This is a genomic window from Sellimonas caecigallum, assembly GCF_019754295.1.
In the GTDB taxonomy this organism is placed as follows: Bacteria; Bacillota; Clostridia; order Lachnospirales; family Lachnospiraceae; genus Sellimonas; species Sellimonas caecigallum.
On record NZ_VIRV01000015.1, the window covers coordinates 1 to 25,814 of the forward strand.

At 44.7% G+C, this 25,814-nt stretch carries 27 protein-coding genes; 2 read left to right on the forward strand and 25 right to left on the reverse strand.

Features of this window, described 5'->3' with window-relative positions; translation table 11 throughout:
- Window positions 1-60 precede the first annotated feature (60 nt).
- The 5 genes from FLB61_RS09745 to FLB61_RS09765 are packed head-to-tail and all read right to left on the reverse strand — an operon-like array spanning window position 61 to window position 3,372.
- Entirely contained in the window at window positions 61-738 is a 678-nt protein-coding gene (locus FLB61_RS09745; protein WP_087203097.1) for a hypothetical protein, read from the reverse strand.
- A complete protein-coding gene (locus tag FLB61_RS09750; RefSeq protein WP_087203098.1) occupies window positions 735-1,367 on the reverse strand; it encodes an ABC transporter ATP-binding protein in 633 nt (210 codons plus the stop codon). Before FLB61_RS09750 ends, FLB61_RS09745 begins: the two co-directional genes overlap by 4 nt.
- A gap of 13 nt (window positions 1,368-1,380) precedes the next feature.
- On the reverse strand, window positions 1,381-2,193 hold the full coding sequence (locus FLB61_RS09755) for a hypothetical protein (protein ID WP_221920029.1): 813 nt from the start codon (window positions 2,191-2,193) through the stop codon (window positions 1,381-1,383).
- A complete protein-coding gene (locus FLB61_RS09760; protein ID WP_087203100.1) occupies window positions 2,190-3,014 on the reverse strand; it encodes a hypothetical protein in 825 nt (274 codons plus the stop codon). The genes FLB61_RS09755 and FLB61_RS09760 overlap by 4 nt, the downstream gene beginning before the upstream one ends.
- A 31-nt stretch (window positions 3,015-3,045) precedes the next feature.
- A complete protein-coding gene (locus FLB61_RS09765) occupies window positions 3,046-3,372 on the reverse strand; it encodes a hypothetical protein (RefSeq protein ID WP_221920030.1) in 327 nt (108 codons plus the stop codon).
- A gap of 212 nt (window positions 3,373-3,584) precedes the next feature.
- Here FLB61_RS09765 and FLB61_RS09770 point away from each other — a divergent pair, with 212 nt between their 5' ends.
- Window positions 3,585-4,067 carry a DUF5626 family protein gene (locus FLB61_RS09770; RefSeq protein WP_221920031.1) on the forward strand — a complete coding sequence of 161 codons (483 nt, stop codon included), beginning with the start codon at window positions 3,585-3,587 and terminating at the stop codon, window positions 4,065-4,067.
- Here the strand turns inward: FLB61_RS09770 and FLB61_RS09775 are convergent.
- The 11 genes from FLB61_RS09775 to FLB61_RS09825 all read right to left on the reverse strand — a co-directional run bounded on the left by FLB61_RS09775 (window position 4,064) and on the right by FLB61_RS09825 (window position 15,131).
- Entirely contained in the window at window positions 4,064-4,567 is a 504-nt protein-coding gene (locus FLB61_RS09775) for a helix-turn-helix domain-containing protein (RefSeq protein WP_087210697.1), read from the reverse strand. The genes FLB61_RS09770 and FLB61_RS09775 overlap by 4 nt on opposite strands.
- A 231-nt stretch (window positions 4,568-4,798) precedes the next feature.
- Window positions 4,799-6,340 (reverse strand): 2,3-bisphosphoglycerate-independent phosphoglycerate mutase, encoded by a 1,542-nt coding sequence (gene gpmI / locus FLB61_RS09780; RefSeq protein ID WP_087203103.1) that lies wholly within the window; start codon window positions 6,338-6,340, stop codon window positions 4,799-4,801.
- A gap of 120 nt (window positions 6,341-6,460) precedes the next feature.
- Window positions 6,461-7,495, reverse strand: coding sequence for a LacI family DNA-binding transcriptional regulator (locus FLB61_RS09785; RefSeq protein WP_221920032.1), 1,035 nt, complete (start codon window positions 7,493-7,495; stop codon window positions 6,461-6,463).
- Between the two features lie 164 nt (window positions 7,496-7,659).
- Window positions 7,660-8,409, reverse strand: coding sequence for a triose-phosphate isomerase (tpiA, locus tag FLB61_RS09790; RefSeq protein ID WP_221920033.1), 750 nt, complete (start codon window positions 8,407-8,409; stop codon window positions 7,660-7,662).
- 61 nt (window positions 8,410-8,470) lie between these two features.
- Window positions 8,471-9,664, reverse strand: a complete 1,194-nt coding sequence (locus FLB61_RS09795; RefSeq protein ID WP_087203106.1) for a phosphoglycerate kinase — start codon at window positions 9,662-9,664, stop codon at window positions 8,471-8,473.
- A 137-nt stretch (window positions 9,665-9,801) separates the two neighbouring features.
- On the reverse strand, window positions 9,802-10,818 hold the full coding sequence (gap, locus tag FLB61_RS09800) for a type I glyceraldehyde-3-phosphate dehydrogenase (protein WP_087203107.1): 1,017 nt from the start codon (window positions 10,816-10,818) through the stop codon (window positions 9,802-9,804).
- A gap of 217 nt (window positions 10,819-11,035) precedes the next feature.
- Window positions 11,036-11,842 (reverse strand): histidinol-phosphatase HisJ family protein, encoded by an 807-nt coding sequence (locus tag FLB61_RS09805; RefSeq protein WP_087203108.1) that lies wholly within the window; start codon window positions 11,840-11,842, stop codon window positions 11,036-11,038.
- A 38-nt stretch (window positions 11,843-11,880) separates the two neighbouring features.
- Window positions 11,881-12,933 (reverse strand): tRNA 2-thiouridine(34) synthase MnmA, encoded by a 1,053-nt coding sequence (gene mnmA, locus FLB61_RS09810; protein WP_087203109.1) that lies wholly within the window; start codon window positions 12,931-12,933, stop codon window positions 11,881-11,883.
- A 22-nt stretch (window positions 12,934-12,955) separates the two neighbouring features.
- Window positions 12,956-13,399, reverse strand: coding sequence for a Fe-S cluster assembly scaffold protein NifU (nifU, locus tag FLB61_RS09815; protein ID WP_087203110.1), 444 nt, complete (start codon window positions 13,397-13,399; stop codon window positions 12,956-12,958).
- A 50-nt stretch (window positions 13,400-13,449) separates the two neighbouring features.
- Entirely contained in the window at window positions 13,450-14,634 is a 1,185-nt protein-coding gene (gene nifS / locus FLB61_RS09820; protein ID WP_087210706.1) for a cysteine desulfurase NifS, read from the reverse strand.
- Window positions 14,635-14,654: 20 nt separating this feature from the next.
- A complete protein-coding gene (locus tag FLB61_RS09825) occupies window positions 14,655-15,131 on the reverse strand; it encodes an RrF2 family transcriptional regulator (RefSeq protein ID WP_087203112.1) in 477 nt (158 codons plus the stop codon).
- Between the two features lie 127 nt (window positions 15,132-15,258).
- Between FLB61_RS09825 and FLB61_RS09830 the strand changes: the two genes are divergently transcribed.
- Window positions 15,259-16,584, forward strand: a complete 1,326-nt coding sequence (locus tag FLB61_RS09830; RefSeq protein ID WP_221920034.1) for a polysaccharide biosynthesis protein — start codon at window positions 15,259-15,261, stop codon at window positions 16,582-16,584.
- A gap of 34 nt (window positions 16,585-16,618) precedes the next feature.
- On the opposite strand, the gene FLB61_RS09835 is transcribed toward FLB61_RS09830, so the two are convergent.
- From FLB61_RS09835 to FLB61_RS09875, 9 genes are all read right to left on the reverse strand, one after another.
- Window positions 16,619-17,158, reverse strand: a complete 540-nt coding sequence (locus tag FLB61_RS09835; RefSeq protein ID WP_144018272.1) for a stage II sporulation protein M — start codon at window positions 17,156-17,158, stop codon at window positions 16,619-16,621.
- A 60-nt stretch (window positions 17,159-17,218) separates the two neighbouring features.
- Window positions 17,219-17,767, reverse strand: coding sequence for an NUDIX hydrolase (locus FLB61_RS09840; protein ID WP_221920035.1), 549 nt, complete (start codon window positions 17,765-17,767; stop codon window positions 17,219-17,221).
- A gap of 123 nt (window positions 17,768-17,890) precedes the next feature.
- Window positions 17,891-19,429: a ribonuclease Y gene (rny, locus tag FLB61_RS09845; RefSeq protein ID WP_405121566.1), complete on the reverse strand. Its 1,539-nt coding sequence runs from the start codon at window positions 19,427-19,429 to the stop codon at window positions 17,891-17,893.
- Window positions 19,430-19,572: 143 nt separating this feature from the next.
- Window positions 19,573-20,187 (reverse strand): regulatory protein RecX, encoded by a 615-nt coding sequence (locus tag FLB61_RS09850; RefSeq protein WP_221920036.1) that lies wholly within the window; start codon window positions 20,185-20,187, stop codon window positions 19,573-19,575.
- Window positions 20,187-21,263, reverse strand: a complete 1,077-nt coding sequence (gene recA / locus FLB61_RS09855; RefSeq protein ID WP_087212093.1) for a recombinase RecA — start codon at window positions 21,261-21,263, stop codon at window positions 20,187-20,189. The genes FLB61_RS09850 and recA overlap by 1 nt, the downstream gene beginning before the upstream one ends.
- 173 nt (window positions 21,264-21,436) lie before the next feature.
- On the reverse strand, window positions 21,437-21,910 hold the full coding sequence (locus tag FLB61_RS09860) for a methylglyoxal synthase (protein ID WP_246599191.1): 474 nt from the start codon (window positions 21,908-21,910) through the stop codon (window positions 21,437-21,439).
- A 14-nt stretch (window positions 21,911-21,924) separates the two neighbouring features.
- On the reverse strand, window positions 21,925-23,055 hold the full coding sequence (locus FLB61_RS09865; RefSeq protein WP_087203119.1) for a glycerate kinase family protein: 1,131 nt from the start codon (window positions 23,053-23,055) through the stop codon (window positions 21,925-21,927).
- A gap of 66 nt (window positions 23,056-23,121) precedes the next feature.
- Window positions 23,122-23,787, reverse strand: a complete 666-nt coding sequence (locus tag FLB61_RS09870; RefSeq protein WP_087203120.1) for an acyltransferase — start codon at window positions 23,785-23,787, stop codon at window positions 23,122-23,124.
- 4 nt (window positions 23,788-23,791) lie between these two features.
- Complete coding sequence (locus FLB61_RS09875; RefSeq protein ID WP_221920037.1) at window positions 23,792-25,813, reverse strand: DNA topoisomerase; 2,022 nt, start codon at window positions 25,811-25,813, stop codon at window positions 23,792-23,794.
- Between the last annotated feature and the right edge of the window lies 1 nt (window position 25,814).

Sequence of the window (25,814 nt, forward strand, 5' to 3'; positions counted from 1 at the left end):
ATATAGGGGACGTGTTCCGGCAAGCCGGAACACGTCCCCTATATAACACCATATAACAGTTTATTGTATAGGATATTTGTGAAGAAGGGTTTCTTTGAATTCTTCAATCTTTTTGATTGTGGTTTCTGATGCAAGGAAAAACTCGTTTTCACTTACATCTTTATAGTATGTGCTATTGCTTATATCGCTGTTGCTTACGCAAGGTTTATTTTCTATTTTTTCGTAGCAGAATACCGGGCGTATCAGTGTTTCTTTTGGGTGTACAAAAATTTTTTCTTCGTTATGTGTGTCAATCTTTCTGTCCAGGAAGATCAGGTAGGTTTTTCCGGGTTTCATTTCATTGACAAATCCTATATTCAAGGAAGGTTTTCCTCCCACATAAAGATCTTTTTCCATGAAGATCTGGCTTACTGTTTGAATGCTGATCTTTTCTCCTGTTTTCAATCCTTCTCCTTTGAACACCTGCTCTACCGTGACCGGCTGAACTGCGCATGAGTACAGATACTTAGATGTGTCTTCGCACCTTGCTGCTATGATATGTCGACTGTTATCCAGAACTTCTTGCATGATTTCGATCTGTGTATCTGCCAGATTGTCGGGAAATATACCCACACTGAAATGATTCAGCGGTTCTTTTTCTTTGTTGTAGTCTTTATACGACGTCTTACTGTAAAGCCCTGCCCCAAGCAAAACGGCAAAAGCAAAAAAAGTGATGGCTGCTATGTACTTGAATTTCATCGTTCTCTCACAGTCCCTTCTTTTACAAGATAAACTTTATCTGCCAGCAGATCGATGTCTTCCTTGCTGTGACTTGCCAGCAGTACCATAGTTCCTTTTTCTTTTTCTCTTTTTACAAGTTTTCGGATGTCCTCCACCCCTCCTTCATCCAGAGAGTTGGTAGGTTCATCCAGCATGAGAATTTGGGGCTTTTCCATGATAGCCTGGGCCAGAACAATCCTCTGTTTCATTCCAAGAGAATATTTCCTTACGGGCCGTTTGTCATCCGGGTCAAGCCCCATCAGACGAATTGCCTCCCGAATCTCTTCTTTCCCAATCTTTTTCTTGATTTTTGCCAGTAGCCAAAGATTGTCAAATCCGCTGAGTTCGGGATAAAGCCCTGCATTTTCAATTACAATCCCAAGATCCGGAAGCACTTTCATGTCTTTGTGAAGCACTTTGTCATCCAGCCGGATTTCCCCGGAGTCGATCTTCATAAGACCAGCCAAAGCCCGGAAAAGCATCGTTTTTCCGGATCCATTTCTCCCCACAAAGCCGTAGACATGCCCGCTTTCCATCTCCAGGCTTACTTCTTTTAGTATCTGTTTTTTCCCGATATGTTTACTTACTTTTTCCGCTGTCAATCTCATCCCTTTCCCCCTCCTATTCAATTTCTTTGTCGTTTGTGATAAATTCATGCCTGTTGACTGCAGCACAACCTGCAGCTACGGCAAAAATCGCTATGATCCCGACATACGCTACCGACATATTCAATTCAAATGGAAACTCTTGTGGGCCAAATATTGAAAAAACAGGTTTTCCATTCCTCGTATGAATCCCAAATGCCAACTGTGCGAATGGATTGATATAAACCATCCAGGCACTATCCGCCGCCAGATATCCCGTCACAGGATCTGCAAACTGCGACATCATCGTATAAAACGCAATTCCCATGATCTGTATGATGGCCGGCACCGCAATCCCAGCCGTGCTGTTCCACGCGAGAGAAAGAACATTGATGCCAAGAGTAAACCCAAACAGGTACAGAGAATAAATCAGAAGATAATACCCTCCGATCCAAACAACCGAACTGTCTATCGTAACTTTTCCGACAAGCAGCAGCGCTGCCGCCCCAGTCAGTATCATAATGATCAAAAAAGAAAGGCATGTCAGATACAGTTTTGCGCATTCCAGCAGGAACCACTTTATCCGGCTAGCATTCCTTGTAAAGTAATAGACGCTGGCGCAGCAGAAATATCGGTATATCATACTTCCGCATAGAATTTGGAATAAAAGAAGCGGGATGAACATTTTCATAATCGACATGATAAATCCTGCATGATACCAAGTCTGGGAAAATGTTGTCCTGAGAATGATCTGGGATAGAGAAACCTCCTCCATATTGACCATATCTGAAAACACGCACAAAATACCACAGAGACATCCAAGAAGCAGTACTTTTCTGTATTTTCTCATCGCACTCCTCCTTCCCGTATCTTTCTCTCTGCCAGAAGAAACGAGATCGCCAACATTCCCACTATGACAGCGGCAAAAAGCGGATAATTCGCGTTTCCTGATTCAAACATTGTCAACAACAACCCATAATACAGACTCTCATTTGGACTGATCCACGATTCTCCAACCGTAAGGAGAAACAGAAAGATGTAGATTGGGAAAAATGTAAAAATCTTATACCGAAATCCCGGCAGTGTGGTAACAAAAAGGTTAAATACTGCAAATCCTCCTGCTACACATCCGATGATCAAAATAAAAACCGCCGCATACAATACTTTGTTACTGTAAAACAACTGCGACAATATGTATCCTGTCCCTTCTTCCACTGTAATTAAGTATGAAAATCCACTCGGATCCCCAGCAGACTGCATCGGAAAACAGATTATGCTCAAAAGAAGTTCCAGCAAGAACGGCACAGTAAATATCAGAAAAGAGATGACAAAGGCCGCTCCCATCTTTCCATACCAGTATTCTCTTTCTCCACTTCTGCTTCGGATATACGCATGTATGCCGCTGTTTTTTTCCGAAATCCATGATGTCGCTGTAGGAAAAACCGCAAGGAGCGGGAAAAGCTGCATCAAATAGTATCCGCTGACAGACCACGACGACCATGTCAGCTTTTTGATAGGATCATACATCTGAGAAACATACTGGATTTCTCTGTTCTCCAGTAAATTTACCGAAAAATTCACTGCCACAAACAAAAGCACAGCCAAGTATGTTGCCACTGTCGTCTTTTTAACTGCTATCTCCCGAAACTGCATTTTAAATGAATTTTTCATCCGCTTTTCCCCCTCCCCGGATTATCAATACTTATCTACCGTCATAATAATAAGAAATCCCTGCTGGATAGTTTGGATCATTTCCAGAAAAATATAAGTTGAAATTTCCGTATAGACGAGTTCTGCAATTTCTAAATCTGTCTGTTGATCCATCGAGAGGATAAACACTGTTAGCTCTAACGAGCACGTCACTATATCTTCCAGTACGTGTTATACCTGCTTTTGCCAATGAAAAATGCATATCCCTGCTCACATTAACAGTTCCAGATCCTTTTGATGCAATTACGTTATAAGACAAACCCAAAGAAAGCAGAAATACAAGGGGTATACTTTTACAGAAAAACTCTCTTTTCTTCATAAAGAATCCCTCCTTCTCCTTTTTTATTTGTAAAGTTACAACAGATTTATCTTTTCACAAGCTTGCATAAATAAATCTTAATTTTATCTTACACTTCCATCTTTCATTTCACAAGAAACTGACTGTTTCTATATGTAAACTATCAGTTTCTTTTCATCTCTCCACATTTCATATGTAGTTAACTCATACAAATTATTTTCAGGAGGTACAATATGAACCTAAAAAAGAAATTATTTTTATCTGTATTAAGTGCATCTGTTGCTTTTTCTTCCGCTACACTATCCTCCCATGCAAAAGATTCTTATTCTACATCTGCTTCTTGTTCCGTTTACTCTCTCTCAACAACACAATCCAAGAGCTTCTTCTTAATGGACAAAAATGGACTCCCTTATTCTGTTACGATTGAACCAATCGAATACGGTTCGCGTATGGCCAATGGAAAATATAAAGTTTCCCTTACAGTGCCAAATAGATGGAAGGCTGGATTTATTGTAACTGTTTCATCCAATAGGATTACCTCTGTATCCAACCCATCTGCAATTCCACTAACCGGTTCGATCAAAAATGTTGTATTACAAAAGGTTTCTTCAACACAAGCCACTTTAAAATTTAAATATATCTATTCCTCCAACGTTATGAATACCGGTATTAAAGCGTCAATTTCCAAAGGTGCCTTAAAAATTTCCAAACTCTAGCCAAGATATTCAATAGTCGCTTCGCCAGGTTCAAAATAAAAACTTAAGATTTGATAACAATTATATGTGCTGACAAAAAGAGCTACAAGACACACGATTCTTAAAATCCACTTCCATTTTTTCGTCCTGAGCTCTTTACTCAGCACAATAAAAATAATCGAAACAATAAACCCAACCTGGGCAATCAGGCAAGAGGCTATCACTATCATAATCAACAGCATTCCTATAATACTTTCTTTATGATAAAATACCTCCTCTCTTTTGTATCCCTCCTCCTTATCTTTTTCTGTCGTCTCTTCTTTCTCACGTTCAACTCCAACAAGTTCATCCAGCGTCACTCCATACAGTCTGCTGAGTCGGATCAGGTTATCGATATCCGGAAAGGTTTTATCATTTTCCCATTTTGATATTGCCTGTCGGCTTACATTCAATTCTTGAGCCACTTGATCTTGTGACAGTTTTTTTGCTTCCCTCAATTCCTTTAAATGTTTCCCGTACATTTTATCCCTCATTTATTTCTGATGTTTTTTAGACAAAATATTTATTTTCTGATTTTTCTTTCTATTCATTCATATTTTTCTTTATAATATCACACAAAATCTAATTTGTGAAGTTTATGTCATTCGTAGAACACAAAAAAGCTCCCATATACCGAAATAAACATATCAAAGATTTTCTCGGTCTATATGGGAGCTATTTTTTATTTAACAATATATTTTAGCTGATAGATATTATTTTTTGATGAGCAAGGATTTTCCTGTCATTTCTTTTGGCTGCTCCATCCCCATCATCTCAATGAGGGTCGGCGCGATGTCCGCAAGGCATCCGTTTTCTCTCAGGCCGTAAGACGGATCCGCGTTTACAATGATGAACGGCACCTGGTTTGTCGTATGAGCCGTGAATGGTTCGCCTGTCTCTTCGTCGATAAGCTGTTCTGCATTTCCGTGGTCAGCACAGATAAACATCTGGCCATCTACTTCTTTGATGGCATCCACTGTTTTTCCTACACATTCATCCACCGCTTCGATCGCTTTGATCGCCGCTGCTTCCACACCTGTATGTCCGACCATATCCGGGTTTGCAAAATTGATGATAATAACATCGTATTTTCCGGATTTAATGGCTTCTACCAATTTGTCGCACACTTCGTACGCGCTCATCTCCGGTTTCAAATCGTAAGTCGCTACCTTCGGGGATTTTACAAGGATCCTGTCTTCCCCTTTATTTGGTTCTTCCACACCACCGTTGAAGAAGAATGTCACATGGGCATACTTTTCTGTCTCGGCGATTCTTGCCTGTGTCATATTGTTGGCTGCGAGGAATTCTCCAAATGTATTTGTGATCTCTGTCTTATGGAATGCGATCAGTTTGTTCGGAATCGTCACATCGTATTCTGTGAAGCATACATACGTTGTCTTGATGCGTTCCCCTCTGTCAAATCCGTCAAAATCATCCGCGCAGAAAACTCTCGTGATCTCTCTTGCGCGGTCCGGGCGGAAGTTAAAGAAGATGACAGAGTCATTGTCTTTGATCGTAGCTACCGGCTTTCCATCCTTTACGACAACTGCCGGGATCACGAATTCATCTGTCTTTCCGTCATCATAAGAATTCTGTACCGCTTCCACTCCGCTTGCAGCTGTGTTTCCTTCGCCTTTTACGAGTGCCTTATATGCCAGTTCTACACGATCCCATCTGTTGTCACGATCCATTGCATAGTAACGTCCCATAACGGAAGCGACCTCTCCGACTCCGATTTCTTTCATCTTATCGCTCAATTCCTGCACATAGTCTTTTCCGGATGCCGGAGGCGTATCACGTCCATCGAGGAAGCAGTGTACGTATACTTTTGAGATGCCCTGTCGTTTTGCAAGTTCAAGAAGTCCATAAATATGTGTATTGTGGCTGTGTACGCCTCCGTCGGAGACAAGTCCGAACATGTGAAGCGCGCTGTCATGCTCTTTTACATTCGCGCACGCTGCAAGAAGCGCATCATTTTCAAAGAAATCCCCGTCCTGGATTGCTTTTGTAATCTTTGTGAGATCCTGATATACAATCCGTCCGGCTCCCATATTCAGATGTCCTACTTCAGAGTTTCCCATCTGTCCATCCGGAAGTCCCACTGCCATGCCGCTCGCATTTCCTTTTACAAACGGACATTCTGCCATGAGTTTGTCCATAACCGGTGTCTTCGCTTCGGCAACCGCGTTGCCTTCTGCTTTATCGTTTAAACCATAACCATCCAAAATCATTAAAACTGTTGGTTTCTTTCCCATATGATTTCTCTCCTTACTTTGTCAATTCTGTAATTTCATTACCTAATTTCGTATTTTACATGATTTCCTGCGCGCTTTCAAGCAAACAGAAAAATTTGTTAAAAAATAAACCGTTTGAAATTAATAAATCTCTTTTACAGTTTCACGTTCAACCAGCTTTACCGGCATACGGATGTCTGCTTTTTTCAGCTCTTTGTCCTCCAGAGCCTGGAACAGAAGTTCAGCAGCTTTCCGACCTTTTTCCCGGACTCCCTGCCTTACTGTCGTCAGTCTCGGATATGCCATCTTTGCCATGCTTATATCGTCAAATCCGACGACAGATATATCTTTTGGGATCCATATCCCATGATGGCGAAAATAGTCCATCGCTTCGATTGCATAATAGTCCCGGCAAAATACGACAGCTGTATAGTCAAAAATGTGGCTGGCCAACGACTGAAGCATTTTTCTTTGCTCCTCTTCTTTCGTGCTTCCGCGGTACACATGTTCTTTTGCAAAAGGAAGGTAGGCTTCTTTTACAGCCCTTTGAAATCCTTTCAGCTTCCACAGCGATACCCCGGTTGGGTTGCCGTTTTCGTCATAAGGGCCATCCGTCACATAAGCAATTTTTCTGTGTCCTTTTTGTATCAGATATTCTGCAGCGATATATGATCCTTCTTCGTCCTCGGTCCCTACATTCAAATACTGCTCTTCTTTCCCAAAATAACAGTCTGTAAAGACAGCCGGCATCCGCACTTCTTCCCCAAGATGGCGGCATACCTCCGTAGGAAGCCCGATCGTGAGGATTCCATCTACGTTCCATGTTCGGATCATATCACAGATTTCCTTTTCCGAGGACGATGCAGAGAACATCATATAGTAACCATGATCTTTCACTTCTTTTTCGATCTCTCCCAGCATCTCCATGACAAGAGGACCGTACAATGTCTCCCCTCCCTCATCAGAGATGGCATTCGCAATAACTCCTATGATCCTGGAATGATTCTGTACAAGCATCCTGGCCCCCATATTCGGCACATACTGCATCTCTTCCATAAGACGTTCGATCCGCTCTCTCGTCTCTTTGGAAACCTTTTTTGTCCGTCCATGCAGCACATTGGACACTGTCATTGCACTTACATTGGCGGCTTTGGCAATGTCTTTAATCGTAACCATTCTTTCGTATCCCTTTCCTGTCAGTCTTTTCCTTTTTGACAGATCCTTTCTAATTGAATCCGTCTGAAAGATCAGTTCTATTTTACTATCTTTCTGAAGGGATTGCAAACACTTCCACGAAAACCAAAAACCCCGCAGGATCTGCTCCCGCGGGGAAAATAGTATTATTTCCAGTTTACGATCTTTCCGAAGTCTGCTTTTAAGGAAGCTCCTCCAACCAGACCTCCGTCGATATCAGCCTGGACAAACAAGTCTGGTGCTGTAGCCGGATTTACAGATCCGCCATACTGAATGCGGATTGCTTCTGCTGTCTCAGCATCGTAAATTTCAGCGATGCATGCGCGGATACCTGCACACACTTCCTGCGCCTGCTCTGTCGTCGCTGTCTTTCCTGTTCCGATAGCCCAGATCGGTTCGTAAGCGATGACAGCTGTTTTTGCCTGTTCTGCTGTAACGCCAAGGAAAGCGATCTTGATCTGCTGACGAATGAAGTCCATCGTCACACCCTGCTCTCTCTGTGTAAGAGATTCGCCGCAGCAGATAATCGGTGTAATACCATGTTCAAAGGCTTTCAGCACTTTCTTATTTACTGTCTCATCTGTCTCTGCAAAGTATTCTCTTCTTTCAGAGTGTCCGATGATAACGTATTTTACACCTATGTCTGTAAGCATTTCCGGAGAAATCTCCCCTGTAAATGCACCTTTTTCTTCAAAGTACATATTTTCTGCGCCAATCTCGATATTGCTTCCTTTTGCAGCTTCCATCGCCGGAATGATATCGATAGCCGGAACACAGAATACTACATCTGCTTCTTCTGTTGCCACCAGCGGTTTCAGCTCATTTACAAGAGCGACTGCCTGACTAGGTGTCATATTCATTTTCCAGTTACCAGCAATGATTTTTTTTCTTGCCATGTCTATTTCCTCTTTTCTGATTATTACACTTTTTCTAACCTCAAACTTTGCGCTAAGCTTTTTACTTATCGTTGGCTGCTGCAACACCCGGGAGTTCTTTTCCTTCCAGGAATTCCAAAGATGCACCGCCGCCTGTTGAGATATGTGTCATCTTGTCGCCATAGCCAAGCTGATTGACTGCTGCTGCGGAGTCTCCTCCTCCGATGATCGTGACAGCGTCTGTCTCTGCAAGAGCTTTTGCCATCGCTTCTGTACCATGTGCGAAATTGGACATTTCAAAGCATCCCATCGGTCCATTCCATACGACTGTCTTAGCACCTTTCACAGCTTCTGAGAAAAGTTTTTCTGTCTCCGGTCCGATATCCATTCCTTCCCATCCATCCGGGATCTCTCCTGTCTTAACTACCTGAATATTTGCATCATTGGAGAATTTGTCGCCGATACGGTTGTCAACCGGAAGAAGAAGTTTTACGCCTTTTTCTTCTGCTTTTTTCAGCATGTTCAGTGCATATTCCATATAATCATCTTCGCAGAGGGAAATACCAATCTTTCCACCCTGTGCTTTTGCGAATGTATATGCCATACCTCCGCCGATAATGAGTGTGTCCACTTTGTCAAGAAGTCTTTCGATGACGGAAATCTTGCTGGAAACTTTTGCTCCTCCAAGGATTGCGACAAATGGTCTCTCCGGATGTTCTACAGCGTTTCCGAGGAAATCGATTTCTTTCTGCATTAAGTATCCAACTACAGCCGTGTCCACATATTTTGTCACACCCACATTGGAGCAGTGTGCTCTGTGAGCTGTACCGAATGCATCGTTTACAAATACATCACACAGTGATGCCAGCTCTTCGCTGAATTCATCCACGTTCTTTGTCTCTTCTGCACGGTAACGTGTGTTTTCAAGGAGTATAACATCTCCATCATTCATTGCCTCAACAGCAGCCTTTGCATTCGGTCCTACTACTTCCGGATCTGCTGCAAATTTTACTTCCTGTCCAAGAAGTTCAGAAAGTCTTACGGCAACCGGTGCAAGAGAAAGTTCCGGTTTTGGCTCTCCCTTCGGTTTTCCAAGATGGGAACAGAGGATCACTTTTCCTCCGTCTGCGATCAATTTTTTGATTGTCGGTAGTGCTGCTACAAGACGGTTTTCGTCTGTGATCTTTCCATCGATCAACGGCACGTTAAAATCACATCTTACAAGCACTCTTTTTCCTTTTACATTGATATCGTCCACAGATTTTTTATTAAGCATTTTTATGCCTCCTTATATGTGCATTTTACGGCATACGGGATTACCCGATGCTGCAAAAAGGATCCGGTCCCTCACAGACCGGACCCTTTCCTGAGTCTTATTCTGACAGACAACGCCTGTCCTTTTCCAATTTAAAATTAGTCTAATAATGTTCCGAAGTGTTTGATTGTTCTTACCATCTGGCTTGTGTAAGAGTTTTCGTTATCATACCAAGAAACAACCTGTACTTCTGTTGTTCCGTTCTCTAACGGAAGAACCATTGTCTGTGTAGCATCGAACAGGGAACCATATGTCATTCCTACGATATCGCTGGATACGATTTCATCTTCGTTGTATCCGTAAGATTCGTTTGCTGCTGCTTTCATTGCTTCGTTGATCTGTTCTTTTGTCACATTTCCTTCTACAACTGCTGTAAGGATTGTTGTGGATCCTGTCGGTGTAGGAACACGCTGTGCAGATCCGATCAATTTACCATTTAATTCAGGAATAACTAATCCGATGGCTTTAGCTGCACCTGTAGAGTTCGGAACGATATTGCATGCTGCTGCACGAGATCTTCTTAAATCGCCTTTTCTCTGCGGTCCGTCCAGTGTCATCTGGTCTCCTGTGTAAGCGTGGATTGTGCACATGATACCGGATTTGATCGGTGCAAGGTCATTCAAAGCTTTTGCCATTGGTGCAAGGCAGTTTGTTGTACAGGAAGCTGCTGAAATGATATTGTCTTCTTTTGTCAATGATTCGTGGTTTACATTGTAAACGATTGTCGGAAGGTCGTTTCCTGCCGGTGCAGAGATAACAACTTTCTTAGCTCCTGCTTTGATGTGAGCTTCTGCTTTTGCTTTGGATGTATAGAATCCTGTACATTCCAGAACAACATCTACGCCGATTTCTCCCCACGGAAGTTCTTCAGCATTTGCTTTTGCGTAGATTTTAATTTCTTTTCCGTCAACTGTGATGGAATCTTCACCTGCTGTTACTTTATCTGCCAGAGCGTATTTTCCCTGTGTAGAGTCATATTTTAATAAGTGAGCAAGCATTTTCGGAGATGTTAAGTCGTTGATCGCAACAACTTCATATCCTTCTGCTCCAAACATCTGTCTGAATGCGAGACGTCCAATACGTCCAAAACCATTAATCGCTACTTTTACTGCCATGATTAATTCCTCCTAAATTTAATTTAGATTGTTATGATGCTTCATGCATCCATCTGGAAGAATGAATTCCCTTGTTAAAGATTCATCAACCATAATTAATTGTACTAAAAAAAAGACAAAATTTCAAGTGCCTTTTGGCTTTTTATCCATGTTTTGCCGCTTTTTTCCAACAGCGTGCAAATGTGCTGTATTTTTCGCTGAAAAAACACTGTATTCCCTATACAATCTTCACAAATTCCGGTTTTCTTTTATGAAAAACAGTATAGTACGCAAACCCTGCTTTTTTCAAAATTTCCGCTGCTTGCGCATAATTATACGCGATATGTTCAGGTTTATGCGCATCAGCCCCCACGGTCAGAATTTCTCCTCCCAGTTCTCTGTATCGTTTTATGATGTCCGGATACGGGTGGCAGAAAGAAAGTCCATATTTGAATCCTGCCATATTCATCTCTATCCCTTTTCCGCTGTCTATCAGTTCTCTTAAGATTTCATCGATAATGTCTGCGTGATCTTTCCAGCAATAATGAGCAGCCTGTTCTTTGCCGTATCGGACAATGTAATCCATGTGTCCAAGCACGTCAAAATCCTGAATAGCCCTGACATTTTCAAGAGTCTCCTCAAAGGATCTTCGGTATCCTTCTCTATCACTATATTTGTCGAAAAACTCCCCGTTGTACGGATCCATCTTTTCCACAACATGGACGCTTCCGATAACGAAATCGAACGGATAAGCCTTAATATAGGAACGATACCATTTCCCAAGATGAGGCTGAAGTCCGATTTCAACTCCTAGTCTGATATCGATCTGCCCTTTGTATCTCTCCTGCAGCTCTGTGATGGTCGGAATATATCGCTCCATATCAATCCGAAACATACTCTGATCTTCCGGGTAATCCGTATCCTGATGATCTGTAAAACAGATCGTCTGAAGTCCTTTTTTTATAGCCGCTTCCACCATATCCTTTGGATCAGCATCTGAATCCGAAGAAAATCGTGTATGCATATGATAATCTGCTGTAACCATATTTTATCTTCCTCTGCCTGTCCTTTTTCATCTGGAATCTACCGGATTCGCCCTCCTCCAAGAACAAATCCGTCTTCGTAGAGCACAAGTGCCTGTCCCGGTGTCACTGCGCGCTGAGGTATTTCAAATGTACATGCGATCTCGTCATCCCCTGTCTTTTTTACCGTACACCAGTCCCCTTTATGATTGTATCGAATCTTGGCAAAAATACGTCTTCCCTCAAGATCTCCCAGATCCGGCACCCCCATTGCATTCAGGTAATGTGCACAGACTGTTTCTGTCCTCAAGTCTTCATCCTTCCCGATGACGACTTCGTTTGTCTCTGGCCGGATCTCCGTCACAAAAGCGGGATGCCCAAGCGACAGCCCCAGTCCTTTGCGCTGTCCGATCGTATAGTGAATGATCCCTTTGTGCTTTCCAAGTATCTTTCCGTCACGGTCCACAAAATTTCCTTTTGGAATCTCCTGTCCTGTTTTCTCGCGGATGAACGCCGCGTAGTCCCCGTCCGGGATAAAACAGATATCCTGGCTGTCCGCCTTCCCGGCCACAGAAAGACCCGCTTTCTCAGCGATCTTTCTCACGTCGTCTTTTTCGTAATTCCCCACCGGCATCCACGTATGCGCAAGCTGATCCTGTGTCAGGTTATAAAGGGCATATGTCTGATCTTTCCCGGAGGATGCAGCGTTTGCCACCGCATACCTTCCGTTTTCCAACTGCCGGATTTTTGCGTAATGTCCCGTTGCCACGTAGTGGATCCCCTGGCTTTTCGCCCATCCAAGAAGGGCTTCCCACTTGACATGTCTGTTGCAGACGACGCAGGGATTGGGCGTTCTTCCATTCAGATATTCGTTGCAGAAGTAGTCCATGACAAACGTGGAAAATGCATCCCGAAAATCCACCGTGTAATGCGGAATTCCAATCTCTTCTGCCACGATCCTGGCATCACGGGAAGGATCATTCCCACACTGAGCTTCGTCGCAGGTAATCATGGTAACTCCAGTGACATCGTACCCTTCTTCTTTCAGAAGCCAGGCAGCCACAGACGAGTCTACCCCGCCTGACATACCGATGACTACTTTCTCTTTCTTCATAGTGTATCCCTCTCAATACGGATTAATATTCCTCTTCTTCCTCTTCTTCGCCTTCGTGGATATCAGATTTCGGCTTTTCCAGGCCTTCGATCTTAATTCCGTTCTTTTCTGCATAATCCCAGAGTGCTGCATGGATCGCTTCCTCCGCAAGAAGTGAGCAGTGTACTTTGACTGGCGGCAGTCCATCCAGTGCTTCCATAACCGCTTTATTTGTCACTTGCATGGCTTCTTTAATATTTTTCCCTTTCACAAGTTCCGTCGCCATGCTGCTTGTCGCAACGGCAGCTCCGCAGCCAAACGTTTTGAATTTTACGTCCTGAATGATCTGATTTTCATCGATATCCAGATAGATGCGCATGATGTCTCCACATTTTGCATTCCCTACTGTACCAACTCCGCTTGCGCCTTCGATTTCTCCCATATTTCTAGGATGCTGAAAATGATCCATTACTTTTTCTGAATACATATGTTTCCTCCTTCGATTCCCTTGTATCTCTTTCTCTTATTTTCCTGCTCTTATTTGGCCTGCTTTTTCATAAAGTCCTCATAAAGAGGCGACATGTCCCTGAGATTTCCGATGATCCTGCTGAGATTTTCCACCACATAGTCGATATCCTCTTTTGTGATCTCCTCGTTTAACGTAAGACGAAGGGATCCGTGTGCGATCTCATGAGGAAGGCCGATGGCAAGCAGCACGTGAGACGGATCCAGTGATCCGGATGTGCACGCAGATCCGCTGGAACCGCAGATTCCTGCCATATCAAGACTCAACAGCATTGCTTCCCCTTCGATAAAACGGAAACTGAAGTTTGCATTGTTCGGAAGACGTTTTGTCGGATGGCCGTTGAGTTTCGTATACGGGATTTCTTTTAACACTTTTTCAATGAGGTAATCCCGTACCTCTTTTTCCTTTTCCGCACGTTCCTTCATTGTGGAAACAGCACGTTCCACTGCTTTTCCAAGTCCTACAATGCCAGGCACATTCTCCGTACCAGCACGGCGTTTTCTCTCCTGAGCTCCTCCGTGTATAAAATTGCGGATCTTGATACCAGTGCGGATATAAAGAAATCCGATTCCCTTTGGCCCGTTCAATTTGTGTCCGCTGGCGCTTAACATATCGATATGGCATTCATCCACATTGATCGGAATCTGTCCAAATGCCTGGACTGCATCGGTATGGAACAGTACTCCGTGTTCCTTTGCAATAGCCCCGATCTCCCGGATCGGCTCAATCGTCCCTATCTCATTGTTTGCATACATAACAGAGATCAGGATCGTATCCGGTCGAATCGCCTTTTCGACTTCTTCCGGATCCACAAGCCCGTTCTCATCCACATCAAGGTAGGTAACGTCAAATCCCTTCTTTTCCAGGTATTCTCCTGTATGCAGAATTGCATGATGTTCAATTTTTGTCGTGATAATGTGTCTTCCTTTGGATTCGTACGCTTCTGCCGTCGCTTTCAGCGCCCAGTTGTCACTTTCTGTTCCTCCGGCTGTAAAATAGATTTCATTTGGTTTTGCGCCCAACGCACCCGCAATGATCTCTCTTTGTTTTGACACTGCCTCTTTATTTTCCGCAGCAAATCCGTAAACACTGGATGGATTTCCATAATGTTCTGTAAAATACGGAAGCATTGCTTCCACTACTTCCGGTGCTGTTTTCGTTGTTGCCGCATTATCCAGATAAATGAGTCTGTCCATTTCCTCTTCTCTCCATTTCTCTATTTTCTTGAGCTGTTGCACCTGGCTTCTGTTGCCATACAGCCCTTGTGGTCATTCTTCTTGCTCCGGCTTTCCTCCACAAGCTGGCTCAGATAAATGCTGTCTACCGTATGCTGAATGCTTTCATTGATCCGCTTCCACACATATTTGGTCACACAGATATCCTGTGCGCCACACGTCTCGTCTTCATGGAATGCCGCGCAGGAAACTGCCTCCAGATCTCCTTCCAGAGCTCTTAAGATCTCTCCTGCTGAAATATCGTCGGGGTTTCTGGCTACAATGTAACCTCCTCCGGCGCCCCGGATACTTTTTACAAGCCCTGCCTTTCGAAGCCTGGCCATAAGCTGTTCCAGATACCGTTCCGAGATCCCCTGCCGCTTGGAAATGCTGCTGATGGAGACAGCTTCCTCTCCTCCGTATTCCGCAAGATCCACCATGGCGCGCAATCCGTATCTTCCTTTTGTTGATAGTTTCACACTGCCACCTCTTTTATTTATTCCTACTTTTTTAGTGGGGTTTTCTTTTTGTAGGATAACACTCAGGACTTGTTCTGTCAAGACGTTGAAATGAATATCTTTATTATAAAAAAGTTTGAGGTGTTCTATGCATCCTTCATCCCGCACACGTCTTTTTTTGCGAGGGACGTTTATTCTCACAGCCGTAAGTCTCTTAACCCGAGTCATCGGCTTTTTTTACCGTATTTTTTTAAGCCGCGCATTTGGAGCGGAAAGCGTGGGGCTGTATCAGCTGATCTTCCCGGTCTATGCCCTGTGCATTTCCCTGTCATCTGCCGGTATCCAGACTGCTTTGTCCAGGATCGTGGCCAGACACATGTCCCTGAAAAATCCCACAAGGGCAAATCTCGCACTCAAAACAGCACTTTTCTTTTCCATGATTCTGGCTCTTTTCTGTACCTTCGCCGTACAGATTTTTGCGCCTTTTCTGTCTGAATCCTTTCTGAAAGAGACAAGGTGTATCCCTCTTCTGAAAGTCATGGCCTATTCATTTCCGTTTGCATCCGCCCATGCATGTATCTGCGGCTATTACATCGGTCTGAAACAGACAAGGATCCCTGCCGTTTCTCAGCTTTTGGAACAAACTTTTCGCGTTTCCTGCGTATACATTCTCTACATGGCAGCGGTGCGTCAATCAGAAGAAACGGGGATTCTGATCGCCGTGTGCGGCCTCGTATTCGGGGAAATTGTCTCCTCTTTTTACTGCATCTTTGCAGTAAGAAAAGCCTTTCACAAAGAAAAACAGTTCAAAAAACACACTGCCTCTGTTTACGCAGAATGCTTCTTTGAACTGTTTTCCCATTCCTTCTTCCTGACTGCCAACAGGATTGCCTTAAACCTACTTCAAAGCATCGAGGTCATCTCCATTCCCCAGGCACTCGTTCGATACGGTCTTTCTTCGTCCGCTGCCCTCAGCCACTACGGTATCCTGAACGGAATCGCACTGCCGTGTATTCTTTTTCCATCCGCTGTGACCAACTCCGTATCTGTCATGATGCTCCCTACTGTCGCCGAGATTCAGGCAGCCAGCCAGAAACGGACGCTTGTTTCCATGATTCGAAAAGTCAGCGCTTCTTGCCTATTCCTTGGACTTGTCTGTACAGCTGGCTTTCTTGTTACGGCCAACTTTCTCGGCAATACCATTTTTCAAAGTCCCGGCGCATCGAGTTATATCCGAACGCTTGCTTTTATCTGCCCGTTTCTCTACACAAACTCTACTTACATCAGCATCCTCAATGGGCTTGGCCAAACGACCTCAACCTTCCTGATCAATGTGACTGGACTTTCGATCCGAATCGCAGGCGTTTTCTTCCTCATCCCACGCTTCGGAATGACCGGTTATCTGATGGGCATGCTCTTCAGCCAGCTTTACGTTTTCTTCTGCTGTATCCTGAAGCTGAAACGTTCTCTCTGATGATCAGAAACGTTAGGATATCTCGAACAATACACTACAGGGTATTCAAATACAGTTTCATGAGGATCGGATTTACATAAGCCTCCGTCAAAAGCCCTGCCACAAGAAACAAGATGACAAAAATCGTTTTCCCCATATTCCACCGTGCCTGCGGATAATGAAAGAAATACCACAAGATGACAAGGTATGCCAGTGCATAAAACAAAAGCTGCGGCGCAAGTCCGATCATCAAAAAGGCAAGTCCGGCAAGCCCCATATTCAAGATACCGGCGCAGGCAAGCATTCCTCCTGCAAATCCAGTCCATCCAAGCACGAACAACGCCATTGCTTTTCGAATCCTCGTCTGGCCCACTAGAATGATAAAACAAAGGGGAAGGATCCGGATCCCGCAAAGATAGATGATGTACTCCCTGGGCGGCACATCCGACTGGGCATACTGATTCAAAAAATACGGATCAAAAATGCCTGACTCCGTCACATACTCTTTCGCAAACAGATTTGCGAATAATATACCGCAGATAAATCCTGCCATAAAAGCCGCCACAAACCATTGTCTGCTCTTCTCCATTCTCACACAACCTGTCCTCCTGCTCATTTGATAGTTCATTATATGACAGGTGGAACCGATTATGCATTACTTTCTGTTGTACTTTGTGTCATAAGCAAGGATGGAAGCGATGGTCTTGGAATCTTCGATCTCTCCGCCAAAAATCTTTTCTTTCAGTTCTTCAACCGTGTATGTCTCCACATCCACATATTCGTCTTCGTCCAAATGCTGATGGGACTGCTGCAAATTTCTTGCCGCATATACTTCAATCTTCTCATTACAGAATGCCACTGTCGTACGGATCGTGATGAGCCACTCCAAATCATCAGAACGGTATCCGGTTTCCTCTTCCAGTTCCCTTGCGGCACAACGGATCCCTGGTTCCCCCACATAATTCAGAGCGCCAGCCGGAATCTCCAGCGTATAACGATCCAGGGCATTCCGGTACTGTCTTACCATGATGATCCTTCCGTCCTCTGTGACCGGGACGACTGCGGCGGCTCCTTTATGTCCGATAAAGTCCCACTCCGCCTTATTTCCGTTGGCAAATTCCATATGATCAGTGTACACATCGAGAATCGCCCCTTTATATTTCAACTCTCTGCCTACTCTTCTGACATTGTTCTGTTCGTCCATCTTTGTCCTCCTCATAAATTCTGCATTTCTCCCTCTTATGGGTAATATCATTTCTGCAAAAAGAAAAATCCCTGAATTACTTATCCGTAAATCAGGGATTCTCTTTCTTATCGACTCTAATATCTATTTTGCGTAATCCGTTACTCTCGATTCACGTATCACGTTTACTTTAATCTGTCCTGGATATTCCAATTCAAACTCGATTTGTTTTGAAATATCCCGGGCCAGCAATACCATATCATCGTCTGATACTTGTTCTGGAACTACCATTATCCGAATCTCTCTACCTGCCTGAATGGCAAAAGATTTATCTACGCCCTTAAACTGGTTCGTAATATCTTCCAACTGTTTCAATCTGTTTGTGTATGTTTCCAAAGTCTCTCTTCGAGCACCCGGGCGTGCTGCCGAGATTGTATCGGCCGCCTGCACGATGCATGCGATCAGAGTCTGTGGTTCCACATCTCCATGATGTGCTTCAACCGCATTGATGACAACTGCAGATTCTTTATACTTTCTGCAAAGGTCAACACCAATCTGAATATGTGATCCTTCCACATCGTGGTCAATGGATTTTCCGATGTCATGCAGAAGTCCTGCTCTCTTTGCAACACGTACATCCAGTCCGATCTCTCCTGCCATAAGGCCTGAGAGCTGCGCCACTTCAATGGAATGTTTCAGCGCATTCTGTCCATAACTTGTACGGAATTTCATACGTCCAAGAAGACGGATCAGTTCCGGATGGATACCGTGAACGCCAACTTCCAGTGCTGCCGCCTCTCCTTCTTCCCGAATCATGGAGTCCACGTCTTTCTGCGCTTTTTCCACCATCTCTTCAATTCTTGCAGGATGGATACGGCCGTCTACAATCAGTCGTTCCAAAGCGATCCTTGCAACTTCCCTTCTGATGGGATCAAATCCGGAAAGCACGACTGCTTCCGGTGTGTCATCAATGATCAGCTCTACCCCTGTAAGTGTTTCCAGTGTACGGATATTCCGTCCTTCCCGGCCGATGATACGTCCTTTCATCTCGTCACTCGGAAGCTGTACGACAGAAATAGTTGTCTCTGCCACATGGTCCGCAGCACACCGCTGAATCGCATTCACGACATACTCTTTTGCTTTTTTGGCGGCTTCTTCCTTTGCCTGACTTTCCAGCTCTTTGATCATCTTTGCCGTGTCATGTTTCACATCATCTTCCACAGTTTTCAACAGATATTCTTTTGCCTGTTCGGAGGTTAACCCTGAGATTCTTTCCAGTTCCTGTACTCTTTGTTTGTTCAGTTCTTCCGCTTTTGCTTCGCGTTGTCTGATCTGCTCTTCCTTTGCTGCAAAGTTTGCTTCGCGATGTTCCATTGCCTGAGAACGCTTTTCAAGCGACTCTTCTTTAGAAAGGACTCGTTTCTCGTAACGCTGTAATTCTGCTCTTCTTTCTTTTGTTTCTTTCTCGAGCTCATTTTTCGTCTTGATGGACTCTTCCTTTACTTCCAAGAGTGCTTCTTTTTTTGTTGCTTCGGCCGTTTTTAATGCATCATCTATAATCTCTCTTGCTTTGCTCTCCGCATTCCCGATCTTGGATTCTGCATTCTTTTTCAGATTGGAAACTGTCGCAAAGTAAGTAACTGCCGCTGTGGCGATCAGCGTTATAACTACTGCAGCGATAATATAAACAACCTGCACAGGAGCACCTCCTTATTTAATTTTCATTGTACAATTACAACACTTAAATTTTATACTGTTTTCACAAAAATGTCAAGCACAGCCTTCATGCATTTGTCACAGTTCACACGCCGTCTCTTCCTGTCCTTCTAATCTTCCCAGTCCGGAAGTTCCATTGCCTTTCGGATCTCTCCGTAACGGAAGCCTTTTCTGGCCAGCCAGGCGCAAATCTTCTGCTTCTCTTTCTGATCCATCTGTTCTGCATCGTAATGTCTTTTTTTCAGAAGTTTTAAAATAGCCGTACAGGAATCATCCGCCCCATAACAGTCTTCCAGAACCCGCTCCACGATCTCCCTGTCCACTTTTTTCCTGCTAAGTTCCGCGCAGATCTCCCGCCTGCTTTTCGTCTCTTTTCTGCTTTGGACATAATTTTCCACATACCGCTCATCATTGAGGTAGCCAAAAGAATCCGCATATGCAAGAGCCAGCTCTGCGATCTCCTCTGTAAAATCCGAGCGCATGAGACGATCTTTCAGCTCTGCTCTTGTACGATCCATATCTCCAAGCAGTTTCAAGGCTTTTACCCTGGCCCTTTTCAGGACAGTTTCTTCTTTGATCTTTGCTGCCATCTCATCGCTGATCTCGCCGCCATCTTTGATCCCATAACGAGCAAGTTCGCTTTTGTATAATACAAAAGCGAACTCTCCGTCAAGATATATCCGGAATTTTGTCTTTGTTACCGGTTCTATCCTGATCTGCTGCATTATTCATCCACTTCCTTCGTTTCATCTGTAGAAGAAACAGTCTCTGTCTTTTCCTTCTCTTTGTCATCTCCATCCGGAATCAGCCCATAATGAACTCTGACTTTTGCTTCAATCTCATCCATGATATCCGGATGCTCTGCCAGATAGGTCTTGGCATTTTCCCTTCCCTGGCCAATCTTGCTTCCGCCGTAGGCATACCAGGCGCCGCTCTTATTGACGATATCAATATTGGCTGCAAGATCAAGGATATCTCCTTCTCTTGAAATCCCTTTTCCAAACATAATATCAAATTCCGCTTCTTTAAACGGAGGCGCAATCTTATTTTTGACAACCTTCACACGGACATGGTTTCCGACCATCTCGCCGCCCTGCTTCAATGTCTCTGTCCTTCTGACATCCAGACGGATGGATGAGTAGAACTTCAAAGCTCTTCCTCCTGTAGTTGTCTCCGGATTTCCGAACATCACACCCACTTTTTCACGAAGCTGATTGATAAAGATCACGACGCAATTGGATTTGCTGATAACCGGAGTCAGTTTTCTGAGAGCCTGGGACATCAGTCTCGCCTGAAGACCTACATGGCTGTCCCCCATATCCCCTTCAATCTCCTGCTTCGGCACGAGAGCAGCCACCGAGTCAATGACAACAATATCCATCGCACCGGATCGCACCATTGTCTCTGTAATCTCCAGCGCCTGATCTCCGCTGTCTGGCTGTGAAATATAGAGCTCGTCGATATCCACGCCGATATTCTTTGCGTATACCGGATCCAATGCGTGCTCTGCATCGATAAATCCGGCAATACCTCCCCGTTTCTGCACTTCCGCAATCATGTGGAGGGCTACCGTCGTCTTACCACTGGATTCCGGTCCGTAAATCTCCACGATACGTCCCCGCGGAACACCGCCAAGCCCAAGAGCCAGATCAAGGCTGAGTGAGCCTGTCGGCACTGTCTCTACCGCCACCTGCGCTTTCGGATCTCCCAGTTTCATGACAGTTCCTTTTCCGAAATCTTTCTCCAGTTTTGAAATCGCAGCCTCAAGGGCTTTCTTTTTATCTTCATTCTGATTTGCCATAATGATTCTCCTTTATTCGAACGCATGTTCGTATCTGCTTTTATTATAGTATAATATTCTGTTCCATATGTCAATATAATTTTTGAAATTCGGCAGAAATGCCCTGAAATGAATAATATAGACTGCCGCAGAAAAATACTGCGGCAGAGGAGCTGCAGGAGCGGACACTCCTGCTATTTCATCTTTTCCACTCTTTCTTCTACTGCTGCTGTGAAATTCAGCACTTTTCTGGAGTAGGTTTCTTCCATATATCGGGATGTAAGCATGAAATCTGCTGTCGCCAGATTGTTGGCAACCGGTATATCATATACAACCGCGATTCTAAGCAGTGCTTTTACATCCGGATCATGAGGCTGAGCTTCCAGCGGATCCCACAAAAATACCATAAAGTCGATGCCGCCTTCCACGATCTTCGCCCCGATCTGCTGGTCTCCACCGAGAGGCCCGCTGTTGTATGCGCGCACCGGAAGACCCGTCCGTTCGGCAATCAGTCTGGCAGTCGTCCCTGTACCGCAGAGAAAATGATTTTTTAAAATTTCTTTATGCTTGTCGCACCAGTCTACCATGGCAGCTTTCTTTCCATCATGGGCAACAAGCGCGATGTGTTTTTGTTTTCCTATTTCAAAATCTACAAATTTCTGTTCCATAATTTCCTCCTCAATCAAAGCAGCCTAAATACCTGTTCTGCCGTGTCTGCCAGGTTTTCATAGGCTTTTTGGGGATTCATCGCTTCCTCCCTCGTCGTGATCCCCCGCACGATCGGAAAGTATGCGTCGATCCCGCACGCATTACACTTTTTGCTTTCTTTTGTGACTGAGCCTGCAAAAGCGATGACTTTCGCATTGACCTCCTTGGCAAGCCTGGCAATCCTCACAGGAGCTTTCCCCATGACAGACTGAGCGTCCAGGCATCCCTCGCCGGTCACGACGTAGTCACAACCCTTCATCGCTTCTCCAATCTTCGTCTCCCGCATGATCAGTTCGGCCCCGCTCTCTCCTTTTGCATGCAGATAGCCGAAAAAAGCGTACCCGATACCGCCTCCGCACCCGGAACCAGGCTCGCAGTCACAGCAAGTACCCAAAAATGCATTTGAAACATCCGCGAAATGCCGCATCCCTGCATCCAACTGCTGCTTTATCTGCTCTGTTTCAGCTCCTTTTTGCGGTCCATAGATGTAGGTAGCCCCTTTTGGTCCGCAAAGAATATTTTCCACATCGCAGGCAATCCGGAAAGTACACTCCGCAAGTTCCGGTATAACGTGGCTTACATCTATTCTCTCTACTTTCCCGAGCGCTTGTCCTCCTCTCCCTACAGGAATGCCAGAACCGTCTGTGAAACGATACCCCAAAGCTTCCAGCATGCCAAGCCCGCCGTCGTTTGTGACGCTTCCTCCCAGCCCGATGATAAAATCTCTTCCTCCACGATTTACTGCATCTTTTATCATTTCTCCAACTCCGTAAGTCGTTGCGGTCATCGGATTTTTCTCCTCTTCCCTTATCAGATGGAATCCGACAGCAGAAGCCATGTCTATAAATACCATATGTGTATCCGGATCATATCCGTAGGAGGCATTTACCAAAGTCCCAAAAGGGCCGGTTACCTTTCGGTTAATCCGTTTTCCATCCCGCGATTTGATCAGAACTTCTGCTGTCCCCTCTCCTCCGTCTGCAAGAAGCCGTACGTCAATCCTTGCATCCGGCCTGGCTCTCAGGATTCCTTCCCGTACAGCCTCCCCTGCTTTCCGGGATGACAGACTGCCTTTTAAGGAATCCATAGCGACAAGTACCTTCATGTTTCGTCCTCTCCGAATTTGCTAATGAATTTCCACCCTTATTATATCTTATTACTGGAAAAACGCCTAGTGTTTCTTTACCACTTCCCCTTGTTTTTTATAAATGCTTCCTGCCTCCACATAGCCGCGTACCATAGACAGAGGATAGATATTTGTCTCCTTCCCGATCACGCAGCCCGGGTTGAGGACACTTCCGCATCCCACCTCCACATTGTCTCCGATCATGGCGCCAAATTTCTTAAGTCCTGTCTCTATCTTTCCTTCCGGCGTGGATATGGTGGCCAGCGTCTTATCAGATTTTACATTGGATGTGATGGATCCTGCTCCCATATGCGCCTTATATCCCAGGATGGAATCTCCGACATAGTTGTAATGCGGTACCTGCACTTTATTGAAAAGGATGACATTTTTAAGCTCCGTGGAATTTCCGACAACTGCTCCTTCTCCCACAATGGCGTTGCCGCGGATAAAAGCACAGTGCCGGATTTCTGCATCTTTTCCGATGATGGCAGGCCCGTTTATGTATGCGGAAGGCGCAACTTTTGCTGATTTTGCGATCCACACGTTTTCTCCTCGTTTTTCATACTCTTCCTCCGGAAGTGTACTGCCAAGTTTTACAATAAACTCACTGATCTTTGGCAGGACTTCCCATGGATATTCCGCTCCTTCCAGAAGTTCCCTGGCGATTGTCTCATCCAGATTGTAGAGTTCTTTTACTGTCAGTTCTTTCATCCTGTTATTCCTCCTGTTTCTGCTGTTTTCCTTTATTTCGGTAATAAATAGCCGCTTTCTCATAGCAGCTTCTGAGCTGGTACTGGTTGTTTAAACCAAGAACACCATTTGTCCTTGATATAATAAAATGCGTCAGCTTCTGCATATATTCCTCTGAAGTAATCTCTCCATCCGCCACATAAGTAAGTCCCTTTTCCCAGCTTGCCGTAAGTTCCGGGTTTAAGAGAGAACGGATCGAGTGATCCACCGCTTCATATATCATCTCCCCGAACAAAGTGGGGGTAATTACCTGCGTCTTTTTATTTAAGGCAAGGTACTTGATATGGATCAGTTTTTTCAGAATCTCTGCCCTTGTGGCGCTTGTCCCGATCCCACTTCCTTTGATCTGGGCCCGAAGTTCCTCGTCTTCGATAAGTTGTCCGGCATTTTCCATGGCAAGGATCATAGAACCGGAATTATACCTCTTAGGTGGGGATGTCTCCCCTTCCTTGATCTCAAATCCGCGAACCGGAAGCTTCGTCCCTTTCCTTACTTTTTTCAGAAATTCGAAAAGCTTCTGATCCGGAGAAGTCTCTTCGTCCTGGATTTTTTCCTCTTTTTCTTCTTTCCGGCTGCCCGGCACTCCAGTTACCTGAAAATAACCTTCCTCTATAAGAACTTTGAAATTTGCAAAAAACTGTTCTTCTTTGATCCTAACAACCAGGCTGACTTTCTGGTAGACAGCAGGCGGGTAAAAGATGCTGATAAATCTCCTCACGATGACATCGTAGACACTTTTTGCCACACTTGATACCGAGTTCAATGCCGCAAGCCCCTGTCCGGTAGGGATGATGGCATAGTGATCCGTGATCTGTTTGTCGTTTACGTATCTCGTCTTTTCCAAACCTTTGTGCGTCTTTTCCTTTGCAATGTAGGAGAGCAGATGGGCTGTCGGTTCGTATTTAGACAGACCGTTCAGGTTTTTATGTATCTCTTTTGCAACAGCTGTCGACAGTACTCTGGCATCTGTCCTGGGATATGTGACGAGTTTTTTTTCATACAGTTCCTGTACGATGCGAAGCGTCTCATCCGGACTGATCTTAAATCTTTTGGAACACTCATTTTGAAGCTCCGCAAGGTTAAACAAAAGCGGTGGATTTTTCTTTTCTTTTTTCTTTTCAGCCGAAAGCACCTCGCATACCGTTTCATCTTTCAGAAAATCAATCAATTCCTGGGCCGTCTTTTGGTCTTTGAAGCCGTTTTCTTTGTAAAGCTTCGGGGACATGTAATATCGTGACTGCGGCACCGCCTTCCATTCCGCGTCAAACTGCTCCTCTTCTGCCTGGATCTTTGCAAGGACACGATAGAATGGGGTTTTCACAAACTCTCTGATTTCTCTCTCTCTTCTCACGACCATTCCAAGCACACAGGTCATGACACGCCCTACAGACAGTACAGCGTACTTTTTATTCAGGAATCCCGCAATACTATTTCCGTATTTCAATGTCAGAAGTCTGGAGAAATTGATTCCCATCAGATAGTCCTCTTTAGCCCGCAGATAGGCGGAAGCAGAAAGATTGTCGTAGGCTGACAGATCTTTTGCCTCCCGGATCCCTCTTAAAATCTCCTCTTCCGTCTGAGAATCGATCCAGACCCTCTTTCTTTTCTTCCCTTTGACACCTGCCATCTGTTCCACAAGCCGGTAGATATATTCCCCTTCCCTTCCGGAGTCGGTACAGACGTAGATTGTCTCCACATCTTCCCGGTTCAGAAGGGTTTTTACCGTTTGAAACTGTTTCTTCACATTCGGTATGACTTCGTACTTGTATTCTTCTGGGATGAACGGAAGTGTGTTCAGGCTCCAGCGCTTATATTTCTCATCATACGCCTCCGGATAACTCATCGTCACAAGATGCCCCACACACCACGTCACAACACTTTCATCAGATTCCAGCCAGCCATCCTTCCGTTTCATATTCTGTTTCAACGCCTTTGCAAACTCCTGTGCAACACTCGGCTTTTCCGCAATGTACAGCGATTTCCCCATA

Coding starts and splice junctions, on each gene's coding strand:
- nifU (WP_087203110.1), bottom strand. CDS start 13,399: ATGTATTCAGAAAAAGTAATGGATCATTTTCAGCATCCTAGAAATATG.
- FLB61_RS09875 (WP_221920037.1), bottom strand. CDS start 25,813: ATGGGGAAATCGCTGTACATTGCGGAAAAGCCGAGTGTTGCACAGGAG.
- mnmA (WP_087203109.1), bottom strand. CDS start 12,933: ATGAAGAAAGAGAAAGTAGTCATCGGTATGTCAGGCGGGGTAGACTCG.
- FLB61_RS09840 (WP_221920035.1), bottom strand. CDS start 17,767: ATGGACGAACAGAACAATGTCAGAAGAGTAGGCAGAGAGTTGAAATAT.
- FLB61_RS09795 (WP_087203106.1), bottom strand. CDS start 9,664: ATGCTTAATAAAAAATCTGTGGACGATATCAATGTAAAAGGAAAAAGA.
- FLB61_RS09745 (WP_087203097.1), bottom strand. CDS start 738: ATGAAATTCAAGTACATAGCAGCCATCACTTTTTTTGCTTTTGCCGTT.
- nifS (WP_087210706.1), bottom strand. CDS start 14,634: ATGGACAGACTCATTTATCTGGATAATGCGGCAACAACGAAAACAGCA.
- FLB61_RS09755 (WP_221920029.1), bottom strand. CDS start 2,193: ATGAGAAAATACAGAAAAGTACTGCTTCTTGGATGTCTCTGTGGTATT.
- FLB61_RS09760 (WP_087203100.1), bottom strand. CDS start 3,014: ATGAAAAATTCATTTAAAATGCAGTTTCGGGAGATAGCAGTTAAAAAG.
- tpiA (WP_221920033.1), bottom strand. CDS start 8,409: ATGGCAAGAAAAAAAATCATTGCTGGTAACTGGAAAATGAATATGACA.
- FLB61_RS09785 (WP_221920032.1), bottom strand. CDS start 7,495: ATGGTTACGATTAAAGACATTGCCAAAGCCGCCAATGTAAGTGCAATG.
- FLB61_RS09750 (WP_087203098.1), bottom strand. CDS start 1,367: ATGAGATTGACAGCGGAAAAAGTAAGTAAACATATCGGGAAAAAACAG.
- gap (WP_087203107.1), bottom strand. CDS start 10,818: ATGGCAGTAAAAGTAGCGATTAATGGTTTTGGACGTATTGGACGTCTC.
- FLB61_RS09805 (WP_087203108.1), bottom strand. CDS start 11,842: ATGGTTACAGCAGATTATCATATGCATACACGATTTTCTTCGGATTCA.
- FLB61_RS09830 (WP_221920034.1), top strand. CDS start 15,259: ATGCATCCTTCATCCCGCACACGTCTTTTTTTGCGAGGGACGTTTATT.
- FLB61_RS09865 (WP_087203119.1), bottom strand. CDS start 23,055: ATGAAGGTACTTGTCGCTATGGATTCCTTAAAAGGCAGTCTGTCATCC.
- FLB61_RS09770 (WP_221920031.1), top strand. CDS start 3,585: ATGAACCTAAAAAAGAAATTATTTTTATCTGTATTAAGTGCATCTGTT.
- recA (WP_087212093.1), bottom strand. CDS start 21,263: ATGGCAAATCAGAATGAAGATAAAAAGAAAGCCCTTGAGGCTGCGATT.
- FLB61_RS09860 (WP_246599191.1), bottom strand. CDS start 21,910: ATGGAACAGAAATTTGTAGATTTTGAAATAGGAAAACAAAAACACATC.
- FLB61_RS09775 (WP_087210697.1), bottom strand. CDS start 4,567: ATGTACGGGAAACATTTAAAGGAATTGAGGGAAGCAAAAAAACTGTCA.
- FLB61_RS09850 (WP_221920036.1), bottom strand. CDS start 20,187: ATGCAGCAGATCAGGATAGAACCGGTAACAAAGACAAAATTCCGGATA.
- FLB61_RS09870 (WP_087203120.1), bottom strand. CDS start 23,787: ATGAAAGAACTGACAGTAAAAGAACTCTACAATCTGGATGAGACAATC.
- gpmI (WP_087203103.1), bottom strand. CDS start 6,340: ATGGGAAAGAAACCAACAGTTTTAATGATTTTGGATGGTTATGGTTTA.
- FLB61_RS09765 (WP_221920030.1), bottom strand. CDS start 3,372: ATGAAGAAAAGAGAGTTTTTCTGTAAAAGTATACCCCTTGTATTTCTG.